Source organism: Serratia sp. Je.1.23.a, from assembly GCF_051129805.1.
Classification (GTDB): domain Bacteria; phylum Pseudomonadota; class Gammaproteobacteria; order Enterobacterales; family Enterobacteriaceae; genus Serratia; species Serratia liquefaciens.
On the sequence record NZ_JBCPSR010000001.1, the window covers coordinates 123,214 to 140,624 of the forward strand.

A 17,411-nucleotide genomic window follows, 5' to 3' on the forward strand; every position below is an offset into this window, starting at 1 on the left:
GTAAGACTAATACCTTAGCAAGCTGCCAACTCTACCCCCATAACACTGAGCCAACATCATGAAAATAAAATCAGTTTCGCTGTTAATCAGCGCGTTGTTCCCCCTGTTTTCTTATGCTGCCACCGACGTTGAAGTGGCGCGTTATATTGTCAGTTTTCCGGGGGGCGAGCATGTGAGTTATCAGGGAGCATTCGCCAAGAATTTCCCGCAAGGATTACCGGTGGGTATCGGATCGGGCCTGGTATTCAATGGGCGTGAGGGTAAGGACTTGCTGTTAACGACGTTGACCGATCGCGGCCCGAATGCCGACGCGCCTGCGGTAGGCGATCAGGAAGCGAAAATCTTCGCTAATCCGCAGTTTGTGCCGTTGCTGATGGATATTCGTGTTGGCGACGGCAAGGCGGTCGCCAGCAACTTGCGTCCGCTGCATGACCAGCAAGGCCCTATCAGCGGATTACCGCTACCGGCGGGGTTGATTGGTTCAACCAATGAAGTAGCGCTGAGCGACACGCTGAAAACGTTGGAAAGCGATCGACGTGGGCTGGATACCGAAGGTATCACGCCGGACGGTAAAGGCGGCTATTGGCTGTGTGATGAATATGGTCCATTCCTGATCCATATCGACAATCAGGGCAAGATCCTCGCCAAATACGGCCCGACCCCGGAGCAGGGGGAGCAAGCGGTGGCCAGCGGGTTACCGAATATCATCAAGTGGCGCCAGCCGAACCGGGGCTTCGAAGGGATCACTCGTTTGCCGGATGGCCGTATTCTGGCTGCGGTGCAGAGTACGCTCGACGTCGACGGCAAGAGTAAAAACAAGGCGCAGTTTACGCGGTTGGTCAGTTTTGATCCGGCCAGCGGCAAAACGGCCATGTACGGCTATCCGATCGATATCGACAGCTATAAAAAAGCCAAAGATGCCAAGGTGGGTGACATCGTGGCGGTGGACAACCAACATATCCTGCTGGTTGAGCAGGGCAGCGACAAAGACAAGCAGATGATCAATAAGATCTATCTGGTCGATCTCAGCCAGGCGAGCGATCTGACGGCTTTTGACGGCCAAGGCAAGGCGCTGGAGTTTGACGATGCCAAAGACCTCGCCAAGCGCGGCGTGAAGCTGGCGCAGAAACGTGAAGTGGTGGATCTGCGTAAATTGGGTTGGCAACAGGAGAAGGTAGAGGGCCTGTCGCTAATTGACGATCGCACCCTGGCGGTGATTAACGATAACGATTTTGGCCTGCAGGCCAAGCTGGTGGACGCACAGCCCAAGGCCAAGAAAATCGGCGATTATCAGCTGGATAAACAGGGCAGCCTGAGCCTGGACGGCAAAGCGGTATCCACCCGTATCGAGCTGCAACCGCTGGAGAAACCGGAATCGCTTAGCGAGCTGTGGGTGCTGACGCTACCGCAACCGCTGAAGTAAATAAGGCAACAGGGGGCGACGTCTCAATAGCGCACTGCCCCCTGTTTTCTGGTTTATCAGTGAACGCCGCCGGCCTGCGGCGTTCTGCGCGTGAAATACTCTCCCACACCGCGACGGCCACCATAATCAGCGTGGTCAGGCCATTCACCATCAGTAAATCGGTGAGGTAGGCTATCGGCGCCAATACCGCCAAAGCGATCAATCCCACCAGGTGCGAAAGCGGGAACCGACGATACACCAACCGCTTGTAAAGTGCGTTGGCGAGCAGGTAAATCGCCGGGCCCAGCAGCAGCACTGCTGCCGTCACATTGTCGATATGGCCGTCGGGGTGGGCGATCACCAGTTCATTCGCAACGGCGCAGACGATGATCGCGCCAACCAGCACCACGTGTACGTAATGGAAGTTAGCGCCCAACTGGCCGGGGTTTTCCGCCTGGCTGATAGCATGGCTGCCGGCTTTGCTGCTGGTATCAAAATAGACCCACCACATCGCCAGGCTGCCGAGAAACGCGACCAGTGAGGCAATCAGCACCGGTGCGCTCCAGGACTCCATTTCGCTAAGGGTCGAACCGGTAATCAGAATGGTTTCCCCCAACGCTACGATCACGAATAGTTGGCAGCGTTCTGCCAGATGATGGCCTTCGATAGTCCATTCGCTGCTGCTGTCGGAGCGACCCAGCACCGGTAAGCGGAAACCGAACATCGGCGAAACGTATTCGCACAATACGGCCAGGGCCCACAGCACCAGTCGGTTATGACCTTCCGCCAGGCCGCCAAGGATCCAGAACACCGCTGAAATACACATCCAGCCAAGAATACGGCGGAAGTTTTGTTTCAGTGGATGGTCGACGGGCAGCAGGTTCAGCACCACGCACGATCGGCCCACCTGGATCGCCACGTAAAACAGCGCAAAAGTCAGCCCGCGTTCGCCAAAGGCCTGTGGCAGAGCAGAAGAAGCGAACAGGCCCAACAACATGATGCCAAACAGCAGAATACGGATAGGACGGGTATCCGGGTTAAACCAGTTGGTGACCCAGGCGGTGTACTGCCAGGCCAGCCAAACGGCGAACCACAGCAGCAGCGTTTCCACCGCGCCGGTCAGCGTCAGATGGTGCAGCAGGTAGTGGGAAAGTTGGGTAACGGCAAAAACGTAAATCAGATCGAACAGCAGTTCCGAAAACGAAACCGAAGCACCATGACCATCACGAACACGCAGTAAGGTTTGCGACATAGGGAGTCCTTCCATAATGATAACCTTCAGAAATAGCGTAGTTCAGTCGTGGTTGCGGGGAGAAGAATCTTAAAAGAGGCGGTTTTTATATTCCCTGTCCAAACGGACTTTAAATTGTCATCTGTCAGGGGTAGAGTGACGGTATAGACCCACTTTGTCCTGCCAGAGACATACCTGCACGTACTTCCTCCTTATTTTCATCACAATGATTGATGTTCTTTACATTGGATTACGTCTGCTTTCATTGCCTGGTAGATAATTAACTCCACTGATACGAGAAAATAAACAAAAATATCTGGAGTTCATTATGAAACTATTACCTGGCATCGCAGCAGTTCTTTTGGCAGCCGCTTCATTCTCTTCCTTTGCAGCGCCGCTGTCATCGGTAAAACAGATCAATACAGAGCAGGCCAGCGGTATGCAATCCCTTGGCGTAGTGTCGGTTTCCGGCGTTAGCGGTTCTCCGGGCGATGCGGTTCACGCACTGAAAGAAAAAGCTCAGGCGGACGGCGCCAGCAGCATTCGTATTATCGGGCTGGACACCCCGGGGGATTCCAGCAACTGGCGCGGTAATGCAGAAATATATCGTTAATCGTCTGCAGTAAATAAAATTCGGCCACTGTAACAGGTGGCCGATAAAATAAACGGGTGTGGATAATAATCTGACCGGTAATGCAATTGCTTGATTACCCGATGATGATTTCTGCACCTTTTTTTTATCTGCGCTCGGTTGCATTTTATTACAACTGTGTCGGCGGTTTTAGGAAACATGTTAATGAATACTTAAGGAATTGGGGTCAGATTGGTGACTACTCAACCTAAGGAGGCCCCAATGTTAAACGCGACACGGCTGCAACTGAAAAACCACTTTTCCTACCTCCAGCAGTTTATGGCTTCGCCGCGCACCATTGGTACGCTGGCACCTTCTTCCCCCTGGCTATGTCAGGCGATGTTGAATCAGGTTGAATGGACCGGGGCGCTGTCGATCGCCGAACTGGGCGCGGCGGACGGCGTGCTGACCAAACGGATATTAGGCCGGATGCGTGCAGATGCTTCGCTCGAGGCCTTTGAAATCCAATCTCATTTTGTTCATCAACTGCGGAAAATTGACGATCGTCGCCTGCAAGTGATGGATCGCTCGGCTGAAGAGATGGCCGGCGATTATGACGTGGTGTTCTCTTGCCTGCCGTTGCTGTCGATCCCGCTAAAAATCAGCATGCGTATTTTGCAGCAGGCCCAGCAGCGTTTGCTCGCGCGCAACGGAACCTTGGTGCTGTTTCAGTACAGCCACCTGTCGGAAAAGCTGCTGTCCCGCTATTTTCACTGGAAGCGGCTGCGGGTGGTGCGCAACTTCCCGCCGGCGTTGGTTTACATTTGCACGCCGCGTTAGCCTAGCTTTTTTTCCATCACCACCACTTCGCCATCATATTGCCGTCGGCGTTCGATGGTCTGCCAGCCCCAACCCGCATACAGCGCCTCGGATTTATCAGTGATCAGGTGCAATACGGGGTGATTGCGCTGGCGTGCCAACAACACGATGGCTGCCTCAAGCCGCTGCGCAATTCCCTGGCGACGGTGATCCGGGTGGACGAATACGCCGGCCAGCCAGGGAGAAAGGTCCATCCGATGATGATCGTCGCTCGGCCACAGGCTGGCCATGCCCAGCGGGCGTTCGTCCTCGATCGCCAGCAGGGTGGTGTAATCTTCGCTCGGCTGCGCGCACTGGGCAAAGCGTTGGCGCGTGCGTTCCAGTGAACCGCCGCGTTGCGAACCCCATTGACCAAACGCCCATGCGGCGCAAACGTCGCTGAACTGTGGGCACTCCGCCAATGGAATAATACGTTGGGTCATCTCGGTACCTCCTGAATTATCTGCAATCTGGCTTGCCACAGATCGCATTATCGACCGATTTTTTAACTTTATAAAACGGCATTTACAGCGATTTTTCACGTATCAGCGCCGAAATAGCGTGATTCAGCGGATTTAACCGATCCGCCAAGCGTTGTGATTGAAAGTGTTAATGAGAGTGATTATCATGCGCGCATATTTTACCGATCCGGCTTACCCATGCGCAATTCCCTCATGTTACTGCTGTTTTCCTTGCTGCTTGGCGTTTTTAACGTTCAGGCGAAAATGGTCACCGACATCACTGGTCGCCAGGTTGAGGTGCCGGATAATCCGCAGCGCATCGTGGTTGGCGAAAGCCGCATGTTGTATACCCTGGCGTTGCTGGAGCCGGGTAATCCTGCGCAACGAATTGTCGGCTGGCCGGAAGACATGGCGCGTTTCGATGCGCAAAGCTGGCAGCTGTATACGCAGAAATTTCCTCAGATCAAAGCCATACCCTCTATCAGCAAGGGCAACTTCCGCCAGGTTAACATTGAAAATCTGATCCAGTTGAAACCGGATCTGGTGATCCTTGCCCGCTATGCGAAGGAGGAGGGCGACAGCGATTTGCTGCTAACGGCGCTGAGTAAGGCGGGTATTGCCGTTATCTACGTCGATTTACGGGTCGGCTTGCTGCATAACACCGTACCCAGCGTTCGACTGCTGGGTGAGGTGCTTAACCGTCAGCAGCGTGCGGAGCAGTTTATCGACTTCTACCAGCAGCATATGGCGGTGATCCAGCAGCGCCTGGCTGGCTATCGGGGGCCAAAGCCCAAGGTCATGCTGCATTTGCACCTCGGGCGGCGTGAAACCTGCTGCACCACCGCGGCTCATGGCAATCTCGGCGATCTGCTGACCTTTGCCGGCGGCGACAATATCGCCAGCGCCAGTATCAAAGGGGTTTATGGCGAACTGAACCCCGAAACCATTCTGACCGCCAATCCTGATATTTACATTGCCACCGGCATGGCCGGTCCACAGGGTAAGCGCTTTTCCGATTTGCGTCTGGGGCCGCTGGTTACCCAGCAGGAAGCGGATGAAAGCTTCCGTCAGATCATGCAAAAACAGCCGATGCTCGCCAACCTGAAAGCGATAAAAAATCATCAGGCCTGGAGTATCTGGCACAACTTCTATCTCAGCCCGTACCACGTCGTGGCGGTCGAAATGTTCGCCAAAGCGTTTTACCCGGATCTGTTTGCTGACATCAACCCGCAACAGACCTTTAAGCAACTCTATCAACAATTTTTGCCGTTACCTTTTTCAGGGACCTATTGGAGTCAGTTACAAAATGAATAATACCCAGCGCGGCTGGTGGTGCGCACTGCCTCTGGCGGCCTGTGCTTCTGCTCCGGCGATCGGCGCCGACAAAACCGCCGAAAAAGAACCAGGGGAAACGCTGGTGGTGGTCGGCCAGGCCTCTGCGAAGGGCGTGCAAAGTTATCAGCCGCTGACCAGTGTGACCGGCACCCGAACCGAGACCAGCCTGCTGAACGTGCCGCAGGCAATCGACGTGGTGCCGCAGCAGGTGATTACCGATCAGGCGGTCAGCAGCCTGGATGAAGCGCTGTATAACGTCAGTGGCATTACCCAGGCGAACACCTTGGGCGGTACCCAGGACGCGGTGATGAAGCGCGGTTTTGGTGATAACCGCGACGGCTCCATTTTGCGTGACGGCGTGCGTTCGGTGCAGGCGCGTAATTTTACCCCGACCACTGAGCGGGTTGAGGTGCTGAAAGGCCCAGCTTCGATGCTTTACGGCATGGGGGAACCGGGCGGGATGATCAACATGATCACCAAAAAGCCGCAGCTGCAGCAGCGCACCCATGTGGAAGGCTGGGGCAGCAGCTTCAAGGGCGGCGGTGGTCAGTTGGACGTCACCGGTCCGCTTGGCACCTCCGGGTTCGCCTACCGGATGATTGTCGATCACGATGAAACCGATTACTGGCGTAACTTTGGCCGTAACCGCCAAACGGTGATTGCGCCGTCGCTGATGTGGTACGGCGAGAGCACCACGGTACGCGTTGCCTACGAACATATGGAATATCTGGTGCCGTTTGACCGCGGCACCATCATTGATTCGCGCACCGGCAAACCGGTAAATACGCCGCGCGACCGCCGCTTCGACGAAAGTTATAACGCCACGCGGGGCGATCAGGACAGCGTCACCCTGCAGGTTGATCAGGTGCTGAATGAAAGCTGGAAAAGCTCTCTGACCTACGCCTATAGCCGTAACAGTTACAGTGACAATCAGGCGCGCGCGCTGGCTTTGGATCCTGAAACCGGCGTGCTGTCGCGCCAGGCCGACTCCACCGCCCATGCTGTCAGCCATGCCAACGCGGTACAGCTGTCGCTCAACGGTGACGTTGACTGGGGCAGCATCAACCACCAGATGCTGTTTGGCTTTGATTTTGAAGATAACCGTACCTACCGCGGCGATATGATCCGTGGCAAGAAGAACAGCGATTTCAATATCTATGATCCGGTGTATGGCCTGATGCCAACCTCGAACGCCGTCAGTGCCAAAGACAGCGATCAGCGTGAAAACCTCACCAGCTACGGCTGGTTTATGCAGGATTCCGTTCAATTGACCGATAAATGGTTGGTGATGGGCGGGCTGCGTTATGACGCTTTTGACGTTTTTGCCGGTAAAGGGCGGCCGTTTGTCACCAACACCGACAGCTCCGACGGCAAATTGGTGCCGCGCGCCGGGGTGGTCTACAAACTGACGCCCTATGTGTCGCTGTACAGCAGTTACACCGAGTCTTTCAAGCCAAACTCGTCCATTGCCAGCCAGATTGGCTCATTGCCGCCGGAACAGGGTAAGGCCTGGGAAGTCGGCAGCAAGGTCGAATTGCCCAACGGCGTTACCGGGACCCTGGCGTTGTTCGACATCACCAAACGTAACGTGATGGTCAGCGAACTGGTGGGTGGTGAAACCGTCACCCGAACCGCCGGACGCGTACGCTCGCAGGGCGTGGAATTGGATGTTGCCGGCAACATCACTGATTCGTTAAGCATGATCGGATCTTACGCATACACCGATGCGCGGGTGGTAGATGACCCGGACAACAAGGGTAAGGAGATGACCAACGTGGCGCGCCATACCGCCTCGCTGTTCCTGACGCAGGATCTGGGTTCCCCAGGGCTGTATAGCGGCGACAACGTACGCATTGGCGCAGGGGCGCGTTATGTTGGCCGTCGTCCAGGCGACGCTGCCAACAGTTTCAGTCTTGATAATTACACCGTTGCCGATGCCTTCGCCGCTTACACCATGCCGGTGCAGGGTTATCGGGTGAAGTGGCAATTGAACGTGAAGAATCTGTTCGACAAAACCTATTACCCTTCCAGCGGCGGCAATTTGCGCGTGGCGGTAGGGGAACCGCGAGAAGTGGTGCTGCGCGCCAGTGTCGACTTCTGATTTTTCGTACAGGAATACGTCCCGGCGAGCAGGTATCTGCCGTCGGGGAAATCTGGTTAAATAGCCGGCCCCGTTGTTAAGGAGAACCCGATGAGCCTGCAAATCCGTTTGGCGCAGCCGCAGGATATCGCTCAACTGATAGCCGTTGAGCGCTCGGCGGCGCAGCTGTTCCATCAACAACCGGCCTGGCGTTTTATCGCTGAAGGTCCGGTGATGAGCGCAGAGCAGCATGCTGATTTTATTCAGCGACAGAATGAATGGCTGGCGGAAGGTGCGGCGGGGGAGGTTGTCGGCTTTATCGCCGTAGTGCCGCAACAGCAGGATTGGCATATCGCCGAACTGTCTGTGGCTGCCAACTGGCAACGTCAGGGCATCGGGCGCCACCTGCTCGTTGAGGTTGCGGCACAGGCCGCGTTATCGGGCGCGCAGCGCCTGACGCTAACCACTTTTATTGACGTGCCCTGGAATGCGCCTTATTACCGGCGTCTGGGGTTTAGTCCGATAGCCGCCGAACGGCTCAGCTCGTCGTTGAGGGCAAGGTTGGCGGAAGAGGTGGCGCAGGGTTTTGCCGCAGGCAGCCGCTGTGCCATGGAATTTACACTATCGTAAATATTGAAATACAGGCTGATGGCGGTATGATGCAGCAACTACGCCATCGCACGATCTGCACGCTGGATTCTGGCGTGCTAACGCATTCAAGTCACCGTATAAGGGACAACCCGTAATGACACAAACCATTTTCATGGTGGGCGCGCGCGGCGCCGGTAAAACCACGGTGGGCAGTGCACTGGCGTTGGCGCTGGGCTATCAATTCACCGATACCGATCTGTTTATGCAACAGACCACGCAAATGAGCGTGGCGGAAATGGTCGCAAATGAAGGCTGGCTGGGATTTCGCCGCCGTGAAAGCATTGCTCTGCAAATCGTCACCCAACCGTCAACTGTAGTTGCCACCGGCGGCGGGGCGATCCTGGCGGAAGAGAACCGTCAATTTATGCGTAAGCACGGCACCGTCATTTATCTGCGCTCACCGGCCGAGGTGTTGGCGCAGCGGCTGGAAGAGTACCCGCAAGACGCGCAACGCCCCACGTTGACCGGTCGTCCGATCGCTGAGGAGATGCTGGAAGTGCTGGCCGCACGCGAGGCCTTGTATCAGGAGACCGCGCACTACGTGATGGACGGCACCGGTAACCCACAGCAGGTGGTTGAAAAGATCCTCGCCGTACTGCAATTGGAAACGGTAAAGTAATCCCCTCTGACATTTTCGGGCACCGCGCTGCGTGCCCGATCTCTTCGTATCTTCCCTTGGTTTTTGCCTTCGCCGCAGATTGCGCTTGCTTTTATAAATGATGAGTGACATATATAAAATAATGATGACCATCATCTATTTTGATAAATGCAACGTAATCGTGAGGTTTTACCATGAAATACACCACCTTTGGCCGCAATACCGGCCTGCGCGTTTCTGAACTGGCATTAGGAACCGGCAACTTTGGCACCGGCTGGGGCTACGGTTCGGAAAAAGAACAGGCCAAACAGGTTTTCGATCGTTATGTCGACGCCGGCGGCAACTTTATCGACACGGCTGATACTTACCAATTCGGCCAGTCAGAACAGATGGTAGGGGATTTCATCGCCGCCGAACGCGACCGTTTCGTGGTCGCCACTAAATACACCTTGGGTGCTGCGCCGGACGCGGGTATTGCCTATACCGGCAACAGCCGCAAAAACATGATTGCCTCGGTAGAGAACAGCCTGAAGCGGCTGAAAACCGATCGTATCGATCTGCTGTGGGCGCATTTTTCCGACAACCTGACGCCGCTTGAAGAGATCGTTCGCAGCTTTGACGATCTGATCCGCGCCGGCAAGATCCAATATGCCGGGTTGTCCAACTTCCCAGCCTGGCGCATTGCCCGTGCAGATACGCTGGCAGAATTGCGTGGCTGGGCGCGCATTGCAGGTATACAGGTGGAATACAGCCTGGTAGAGCGGACCGCAGAACGTGAATTGCTGCCGATGGCCGAAGCGCTGGGGATGGCCGCCACCCTGTGGTCGCCGCTAGGCGGTGGTTTGTTGACCGGGAAGTATCGCCATAGCGATGCTGGTCGATTGAGTGAATTAGGGCGCCTGGTGCATCGCGAAAAAGACACCGCGTTGCTGGATGAAGTGCTGGCGATTGCGCAAGAACACCAGGCCCTGCCGACCCACGTTGCTATCGCCTGGCTGCGCAACAGGGCTGCGCATTCCAGCACCAGTCTGATCCCTATTCTGGGTTCGCGCACGCTGGACCAGTTAGAGGATACGCTGGCGGCGCTTGATTTGACGTTGGACGAGCAGCAGATGGCGCGTCTGGATCGGGTCAGCGCGATTGAACCGGGCACGCCTCACCGGCAGATTGCTGACACGCTGGCGCGTGCGCAGGGCGGTGACAGTTCCCGCTTTGCCGCGCCGCGCACCCCGCGCGCCTGACTCTTTGGATGAAAGGCATCATCTATTGAGCGCTGTCGGTGGATAGCCTAAGATGATGCCTGATTGATAAGGAGAAAACGCCATGGCACGGGTTTCAAAGCAGCAGATGGAGCGCAATCGCGAGGCGATTGAGCAGGTGTCTTCACAGCTTTTTCGCGAACGCGGCCTGAATGGCGTCAGCGTTAACGATCTGATGGCGGCCGTGGGGCTGACGCACGGTGGCTTCTATGGCCATTTTGCTTCCAAGGACGAACTGGCGGCGGTGGCCAGCCGCAGGGCGGTAGAGGAATCCGCTCAGCGCTGGGAAACCGCCAGCCGTCAGCCCGACCAGCACAATTTACAGACTCTGGTTGACGCTTATCTGAACGTCAGGCACCGCGACTGCCCGGGCGAAGGCTGCATGGTTGCCGCTCTGGCCGGTGACGTGGCGCGCGAAGAGGCGGATAAACCCGTGCATCAGGCTTACCTGAGCGGTGTGAAAGCCATGTTGGCGCGGCTGGAGTCGCTTTCGCCAGATGAACAACAACCCCAACGACAACAGCAGGCGCTGGTGCAGATGGCGATGCTGGTGGGGGCACTGACGTTGGCAAGGGCAACGCAGGGTGATGCGCTGTCAGAACAGTTTCTTAACGCGACGCGTCAGGCGCTGTTACCGGCTGAGGCCGACTAAAATACAGCCCCGGCGTGGTGCCAAAACGCTGACGGAAGGCGGCAATATAGGCGCTGACATTGTCATAACCGTATTCGCCGGCGATGCGACCGACCGATTCACCACGCGACAGCGGCTCCAGCGAGCGAATCACCCGTGCTTGCTGGCGCCAACGGGCAAAGGTCACACCGGTTTCGCTGATAAAACGGCGGCTGAGGGTGCGCACGCTCACCCCGGCCCAGGTGGCCCATTCACTCTGGGTACGCGCGCTGGCGGGTTCATTCAGCAGGGCTCGGGCGATTTTCAATAGCCTGGCGTCCTGCGGTAGCGGTAATTGCAGCGGTACGCTCTCTTCCACAGAAATCTCATCCAACAAGACCCGCAATAGGCGTTGTTGCGCCGGATCCAGCTCTTGTCCGGCAAAAGGAGCAATACGTTCCATTAACGCCTGAATCAATGCGGAGGCAGGGCTCAGATGCGGTTGCGCCGGCAGCGTCGCACAGTAGGACTCCGGCAGATACAGACTCCAGCCGATGACGTTGCCGCATGCCAGTGCCTGGTGCGCACAGTTGGGTGGCAGCCAGCCGATGCTGCCGGCGGTCATTGCCCATTGGCGCTCCCGGGTTTCCAACGCCATCATGCCATGGGTCAACAGGTAGATCTGTCCGCTGGCATGCTGGTGCCAGGGCGTCAGGTGTTTTTTCTCATGCCAAAGTCGCTGGCTCTGCAGGATCATAATGGTTGGCCGATTTGCAGTATAAAAAGTCCGAGTGTGGTTATTATGTCATGCTCTGTTCGTTTTATGATCTCCGCGTCATTCAATTCTGGAGATCGACCATGACCCCGAAAACCCCCACAGCCGTGGTGCTCGATGCCTTGCAAAAGGTTGTCGCCGCCCCGCAACATCAGCCGACGCTGATCGCTGAGCTTTTCAGTGCGGATTACCGTCAACAGGTGGACGGCAAGACGCTGGACTACATGCAGTTTGTGCAACATATGGCGTTGCTCAAGCAGTTGACTCGCAGCATGACGCTGGAGATGGTCGCCATTGCCGGGCAGGACGATTCGGTGTTGACGCATCATAGGGTGCGGGTGGAAAAGCGCGATGGCAGCCTTAGTCTGGTTAAGCTACTGGCGCATTTCACCGTACGTGACGGCAAAATCTGCGCCTGCGATGAACTGACGCAACTGCTGGAAGGCGATCACGCCGATCGCGATCTGGGGTCACGCATGTCGGTATAAATCGCGCTGCTATACTTAATCCTGTGGAATCACACGGGAGATCAACATGCGCGAAAATAACCGACCAGGCTATCCGAGAACCGCCCGAGTGGTCGCCGTTGACCGGGGCGATCCCAGCTTGCATATGCACCGTTTCGAGGTACGCACCGACGATATAGAACCCAACACGCTGCTCAGCGAGCATGCAACCGAGCAGGAAGCGTTGGATGCCAAGCACCGCTATGAGGACCCTGCGTTGGAAGACTAATCGTTATCCCTCAGAAACCGGCGTAAAGCCGGTTTCTTGTTTTTACCGCTATAGCCTCTGTTTTCCAGTCTTTTATTGATCATCATTTGTGTGATTTTTATCGCGCTCATTGGGTGTTTCACTTCTGGGAAAAGAGATGTCCAATTCCGAGTTACAGGCGTTGTTTCAACGCCATATGCTGATGTTGTTGCAGCAGGCGTAGTCGTCTCAACCGCCTTAAACGTTATCCCAAAGACGCGTTTCGTTTTGCCTACGCTGCCGGGCGACACTTTCTATAACGGTGTGGTGGAGTTAATTGTGCCGATCGATTTCAGTCTGCATAACGCTCGCTTCTGATTCTGGGGCGGCAAAGCGTATTTTGTTTGCTCAGGTGAATGGCGTTTTCAGCAGCTTGTGCTGATATTTCCCCCAGCTTAAGTAGATGTGCAAATTAATTTCCCTCATGACTTTGGCGATCTGTCCGCTATTTTATTTTCAAAAGCATCATTCTCTTTAATTTTCCACGGCGTAAAAAATAAACTGCTTGACGATAAGTTGTGCGAGTTTTAGTTTCTAATTATCGAACAGGAACTAAGTTCCATATAGTGGAACTAGGCGTGCCATGACAACCCTGGAAAATGCCGCAGCGGTATTAAAGTTATTTTCACAACAACGAATGATGCACGGGCAACCCGGTATTTCATTCAGCGATGTGGTGAACCAACTGGCGCTGCCGAAAAGTACCGTATCGCGCCTGCTGCAGACCATGGAAACACAGGGCATGCTGGAGCGCGATCCCGACAGCAAGCTGTATAAAATCGGTCGCTTGCTGTTATCGGTTTCCAGCCATTATTTGTCGACGCCGCTGGTGGACAGCGTGGCGGCCAGCATGGTGCAGCTCAGTCAACTGACTTGCTGCACGGGTTATGTTTCGGTGCTCGAGGGGCAGGAGATCATGGTGATGCGCATGTTCCCGGGCCGTCACTTCCTCCAGGTAGTGACGCCGGCGGGCAGCCGTTCACCGGCGGCGGAAACGTCGGTGGGCAGGGCAATTTTAGCGCGTGCTAGCGATGAACAGGCTATTGCGCGCTATGCCGCGGGTTACCGTGTGGCTTCGCCCAATGCCCCGCAATCGCCGGATGCGTTGTTGAGCAAGCTGGCGCAAATTCGACGGCAGGGTTGGTCCCTGGCGCGTAACGAAACCTTGCAGGGGATCAGTTCGCTGGCGACGGCGGTGACCAATAAACACCGCAATGAGACGGTGGGGCTCTGTTTATCCTTTGCCACCCAAGCGGACGAACAACCGTTTTCTCCTGCCGTATTAGAAGCGTTGATGACGGTATCTCGGCAATTAGCGGAAAAGTTCGGTGATGATTATTGGCAACAGATCAAATAACGCATCGAAATAGTTCTGCTAGCACGGAGTAATTAATGAAAGCCAACACCAGGGAATTCGTTAGTTATTTCACTTAAGGTTACGGGTCAAAAAATTATTAATTCAAATCGTAGTTCCAAATACCGGAACTACGACGGCAGCCTGACGCCGAAAAATGACCTTTGCCATGCGCCAGCGAATATTCAGGGAAATTGACTCTATGAAATCCAATACCACCATAAATCCGTTGAAAGATATCGGTACGCTGCTGGTGATGGTGATTCTGTCCATCGTTGGGGCGATCATCGGTGTGCAGCTAATCACTACGTTGGGCGTGACCCCCAATACGTCGATCATCGGGGCGCTGTTCGCGATGCTATTGGCGCGCATTCCGCTGCAAATGTTCCAGCGTTATCGATCGGTACATACGCAAAACCTGGCGCAAACGGTGATTTCCTCCGCCACCTTTGGCGCTGCCAATTCATTGCTGATGCCCATTGCCGTGCCTTATGTGATGGGGCAGCCGCAGCTGATCCTGCCGATGTTTTGCGGTGTGGCCGTGGCAATGTTGCTTGACGCCTACCTGCTGTATCGCATGTTTGACACCAAAATCTTTCCTGCCGCCAACGCCTGGCCGCCAGGCGTTGCGGCGGCGGAAGCCATCAAGGCCGGCGATCGGGGGGGCAAACAGGCCTGGTTGCTGGTGGTGGGCGTGGCGGTGGGGATCGCCGGGTCGATGCTTAAAATCCCGATGGCGGCCTTCGGTACCGCATTTATCGGCAATATTTGGGCTTTGGGGATGTTTGGCGTCGGCCTGCTGCTGCGCGCCTACGCAGAACCTATGGCGGGTTTCGACATCAATGCGCATTTTATTCCTCATGGGGTAATGGTTGGCGCCGGATTGGTGGCGTTGATCCAGGTGGTGCAGGTGATCCGTAGCAAAAACGTCGACGCCGCCGGTTACAGCCAGGCAGATAGCGAAGTCAGCAAGGCGCTGGGACTGGGAGCCGTTGGCTATATCGTCATCGCTGCAATGCTGGCGTTGGCCGGCGGGCTGTATAGCGAGATGTCGCTGACCATGCTGGTGTTGTTTGTGATTTATGCCGCGTTCGCCGCCTTTGTGCATGAGTTGATCGTCGGTATCGCCGCCATGCACTCTGGCTGGTTCCCGGCCTTTGCGGTGGCGCTGATCACCCTGATCATCGGCATTTTGATTGGTTTTCCGCCGGTGGCACTGTGCGTGCTGACCGGGTTTACCGCCGCCACTGGCCCGGCGTTTGCCGACATGGGGTTTGATCTGAAAGCCGGCTTTATTCTGCGCGGCTACGGCAAAGATTTGCAGCAGGAGCTGTTGGGGCGTCGCATTCAACTGTTTGCCGCCTTGATCGCCTTTGTTATTGCCATCCCGGTGGTGTACTTCGCTTACAGCAGCTACTTCCTGCAGGACCTGATCCCACCGGTAGCGCGGGTGTACGCCAAAACCATCGAGGCGGGCGCGCAGCCGGGCATTGCCTTCAGCTTGCTGATCTGGGCCATTCCCGGGGCCATCGTGCAGCTGATTGGCGGGCCCAAACGCCAGCTCGGCGTGCTGTTAGCTACGGGCCTGCTGATCAACAACGCGTTGGCGGGGTGGGCGGTGCTCCTTGGCATTGCGCTGCGCATCCTGATTATCCGTCGCTGGGGCGACAAGGGCCGCACGCCGATGGAGATCATGGCGGCCGGTTTTATTGCCGGTGACGCGTTGTACAACTTTTTCAATTCGATTTTTTCCAGCAAAGGGAAATAACCCCCCGGTTAAATTGTGAGGTCAGCCGATTATGAGTTTGCAACAAACGCTGCAGGTTTTTGAATTAATAGATAATGCCTACGTGAGCGGTCAGGACGTCGTCGATCTGTTTGCGTCTTATCCCGGCATCCGGACCAGTACGTTGCGTGCCAGCGGACCGAAAGGCGCCACCGATTTCGTGCGCATCGATATCCCCGGCAGCGCCGGTAAAAACCAGGGTGGGGATGCGCCAACCCTGGGCATTGTCGGCCGGTTGGGCGGTATCGGTGCGCGGCCTACGCGCATCGGTTTGGTGTCCGACGGCGACGGGGCAATTGCCGCGATTGCCAGCGCGTTGAAGCTGGCAGAAATGCAGCGCAAAGGGGACGTGTTGCCGGGGGATGTCATTATCACCACCCATATTTGCCCTGACGCGCCAACCCGCCCGCACGATCCGGTCGATTTTATGGATTCGCCGATCGACGACGTGACGATGAACGACAATGAAGTGGTGGCGGAAGCCGATGCAATCTTGTCTATCGACACTACCAAAGGCAACCGCATCATCAATCACAAAGGTTACGCGCTGTCGCCGACGGTGAAAGAAGGCTACATCCTGCGGGTGGCGGAAGACTTGCTGCGGATTATGGAGATGACCAGCGGTCGTCCGGCGGTGACGTTCCCGATCACCACGCAGGACATTATGCCGTACGGCAATGGGGTGCATCACCTGAACAGCATCCTGCAACCTTCCACCGCGACTTCTGCGCCGGTGGTTGGCGTAGCGATCTGTACCGAGTCGGTGGTGCCGGGCTGCGGTACCGGTGCCAGCCATGAAGTGGATATTGCGCTGACCGTGAAGTTCGCGGTGGAAGTGGCGAAAGAGTTCGGGCGCGGTACTTGCCAGTTTTACCAGGCCGATGAGTACGCGCAGTTGCTGGCGTTGTACGGCAGCCTCAGCCACCTGCAAAAAAGGAAATAACCGGATGAATGCCTCATTTGCCACGCTGACTATCGGCCAGGCGCCGCGTAACGACATCATGCCGCTGCTGTCGGCCTTTCTGCCCGCGGCTCAGGTGAGGCATGTCGGGCTGTTGGATGGACTGAGCTTCGGCCAGATTGACCAAGGCTACGCTGCCATGGCCGGTGAGAAGGTGCTGGTTTCACGCTTGTTGGACGGTACGCAGGTGAGGCTGGGCGCCTCGCGGGTCGAAAAGGGGTTGCAGCAGAAAATCCGTGAGCTGGAAACCGAGGGCTGTGAAGTGATCCTGCTGCTATGCACCGGAGAATTTGGCCGACTGCACGCCGAACGCGCGCTGTTGCTGGAGCCGGATCGCATTATTCCGCCGCTGATTTCCGCCATTGTCAGCCAGCATCGGGTCGGCATTGTGGTGCCGGTAGCGGAGCAAATCAGCCAGCAAGCAGGCAAATGGCAACGGCTGGCGACGCCGCCCTGTTTCGCCGTGGCCAGTCCCTATCTGGCGGACGACGCGGTGCTGGAACGGGCAGCAAGTGAGTTGCAGCGACAAGGGGCGCAGGTGGTTGTGCTGGATTGCATCGGCTATCACCGCCAGCATCGCGATTTCCTGCAGGCGCGGCTTGAAATACCGGTGCTGCTGTCCAACGTGCTGGTCGCCAAGTTGGCGGCTGAGCTAATTAACTGATTTAATATAGAATAAATCCTTATCCTGGCGAATGACAGCGGCTGTCTGGCGCGTTTTTATCA

Annotated in this window: 18 protein-coding genes; 15 read left to right on the top strand and 3 right to left on the bottom strand. The window is 56.1% G+C overall.

The window, feature by feature from the left end; genetic code table 11:
• Positions 1 to 58: 58 nt before the first annotated feature.
• Positions 59 to 1,423, top strand: coding sequence for an esterase-like activity of phytase family protein (locus AAZT04_RS00635; RefSeq protein ID WP_116691200.1), 1,365 nt, complete (start codon positions 59 to 61; stop codon positions 1,421 to 1,423).
• Here the strand turns inward: AAZT04_RS00635 and AAZT04_RS00640 are convergent.
• Positions 1,380 to 2,654, bottom strand: coding sequence for a low temperature requirement protein A (locus tag AAZT04_RS00640; RefSeq protein WP_434678656.1), 1,275 nt, complete (start codon positions 2,652 to 2,654; stop codon positions 1,380 to 1,382). The two genes, AAZT04_RS00635 and AAZT04_RS00640, sit on opposite strands and share 44 nt — an antisense overlap.
• 307 nt (positions 2,655 to 2,961) lie before the next feature.
• Here AAZT04_RS00640 and AAZT04_RS00645 point away from each other — a divergent pair, with 307 nt between their 5' ends.
• Together AAZT04_RS00645 and AAZT04_RS00650 are read left to right on the top strand one after the other, a co-directional pair.
• Positions 2,962 to 3,246, top strand: coding sequence for a DUF1471 domain-containing protein (locus AAZT04_RS00645; protein WP_020825418.1), 285 nt, complete (start codon positions 2,962 to 2,964; stop codon positions 3,244 to 3,246).
• Positions 3,247 to 3,486: 240 nt separating this feature from the next.
• On the top strand, positions 3,487 to 4,044 hold the full coding sequence (locus AAZT04_RS00650) for a class I SAM-dependent methyltransferase (RefSeq protein WP_020825419.1): 558 nt from the start codon (positions 3,487 to 3,489) through the stop codon (positions 4,042 to 4,044).
• Here the strand turns inward: AAZT04_RS00650 and AAZT04_RS00655 are convergent.
• The gene (locus AAZT04_RS00655) at positions 4,041 to 4,505 is read right to left on the bottom strand and encodes a GNAT family N-acetyltransferase (protein ID WP_020825420.1); all 465 of its coding nucleotides are present in this window, start codon (positions 4,503 to 4,505) and stop codon (positions 4,041 to 4,043) included. The genes AAZT04_RS00650 and AAZT04_RS00655 overlap by 4 nt on opposite strands.
• A gap of 216 nt (positions 4,506 to 4,721) precedes the next feature.
• Between AAZT04_RS00655 and AAZT04_RS00660 the strand changes: the two genes are divergently transcribed.
• From AAZT04_RS00660 to AAZT04_RS00685, 6 genes are all read left to right on the top strand, one after another.
• Positions 4,722 to 5,837 carry an ABC transporter substrate-binding protein gene (locus AAZT04_RS00660; RefSeq protein WP_434678659.1) on the top strand — a complete coding sequence of 372 codons (1,116 nt, stop codon included), beginning with the start codon at positions 4,722 to 4,724 and terminating at the stop codon, positions 5,835 to 5,837.
• A complete protein-coding gene (locus AAZT04_RS00665; protein WP_434678661.1) occupies positions 5,830 to 7,959 on the top strand; it encodes a TonB-dependent siderophore receptor in 2,130 nt (709 codons plus the stop codon). Before AAZT04_RS00660 ends, AAZT04_RS00665 begins: the two co-directional genes overlap by 8 nt.
• A gap of 90 nt (positions 7,960 to 8,049) precedes the next feature.
• On the top strand, positions 8,050 to 8,568 hold the full coding sequence (locus tag AAZT04_RS00670) for a GNAT family N-acetyltransferase (RefSeq protein ID WP_434678663.1): 519 nt from the start codon (positions 8,050 to 8,052) through the stop codon (positions 8,566 to 8,568).
• Positions 8,569 to 8,683: 115 nt separating this feature from the next.
• Entirely contained in the window at positions 8,684 to 9,208 is a 525-nt protein-coding gene (gene aroL / locus AAZT04_RS00675; RefSeq protein ID WP_434678664.1) for a shikimate kinase AroL, read from the top strand.
• A gap of 173 nt (positions 9,209 to 9,381) precedes the next feature.
• Positions 9,382 to 10,428, top strand: coding sequence for an aldo/keto reductase (locus AAZT04_RS00680; protein ID WP_048759653.1), 1,047 nt, complete (start codon positions 9,382 to 9,384; stop codon positions 10,426 to 10,428).
• A gap of 82 nt (positions 10,429 to 10,510) precedes the next feature.
• Positions 10,511 to 11,098 (top strand): TetR/AcrR family transcriptional regulator, encoded by a 588-nt coding sequence (locus tag AAZT04_RS00685; protein ID WP_128864401.1) that lies wholly within the window; start codon positions 10,511 to 10,513, stop codon positions 11,096 to 11,098.
• On the opposite strand, the gene AAZT04_RS00690 is transcribed toward AAZT04_RS00685, so the two are convergent.
• Complete coding sequence (locus AAZT04_RS00690; protein WP_232103162.1) at positions 11,055 to 11,813, bottom strand: helix-turn-helix domain-containing protein; 759 nt, start codon at positions 11,811 to 11,813, stop codon at positions 11,055 to 11,057. The two genes, AAZT04_RS00685 and AAZT04_RS00690, sit on opposite strands and share 44 nt — an antisense overlap.
• A 101-nt stretch (positions 11,814 to 11,914) precedes the next feature.
• Between AAZT04_RS00690 and AAZT04_RS00695 the strand changes: the two genes are divergently transcribed.
• From AAZT04_RS00695 to AAZT04_RS00720, 6 genes are all read left to right on the top strand, one after another.
• Complete coding sequence (locus AAZT04_RS00695; protein WP_197820108.1) at positions 11,915 to 12,319, top strand: nuclear transport factor 2 family protein; 405 nt, start codon at positions 11,915 to 11,917, stop codon at positions 12,317 to 12,319.
• Between the two features lie 46 nt (positions 12,320 to 12,365).
• Positions 12,366 to 12,566, top strand: a complete 201-nt coding sequence (locus tag AAZT04_RS00700) for a YaiA family protein (protein ID WP_020825429.1) — start codon at positions 12,366 to 12,368, stop codon at positions 12,564 to 12,566.
• A 601-nt stretch (positions 12,567 to 13,167) separates the two neighbouring features.
• Entirely contained in the window at positions 13,168 to 13,941 is a 774-nt protein-coding gene (locus AAZT04_RS00705; protein WP_129982444.1) for an IclR family transcriptional regulator, read from the top strand.
• A 199-nt stretch (positions 13,942 to 14,140) separates the two neighbouring features.
• Entirely contained in the window at positions 14,141 to 15,706 is a 1,566-nt protein-coding gene (locus AAZT04_RS00710; protein ID WP_217330872.1) for an OPT/YSL family transporter, read from the top strand.
• Positions 15,707 to 15,737: 31 nt separating this feature from the next.
• Positions 15,738 to 16,667: a DUF1177 domain-containing protein gene (locus AAZT04_RS00715; protein ID WP_434678669.1), complete on the top strand. Its 930-nt coding sequence runs from the start codon at positions 15,738 to 15,740 to the stop codon at positions 16,665 to 16,667.
• 4 nt (positions 16,668 to 16,671) lie between these two features.
• Complete coding sequence (locus AAZT04_RS00720; RefSeq protein ID WP_349526071.1) at positions 16,672 to 17,349, top strand: AroM family protein; 678 nt, start codon at positions 16,672 to 16,674, stop codon at positions 17,347 to 17,349.
• Positions 17,350 to 17,411: the final 62 nt, after the last annotated feature.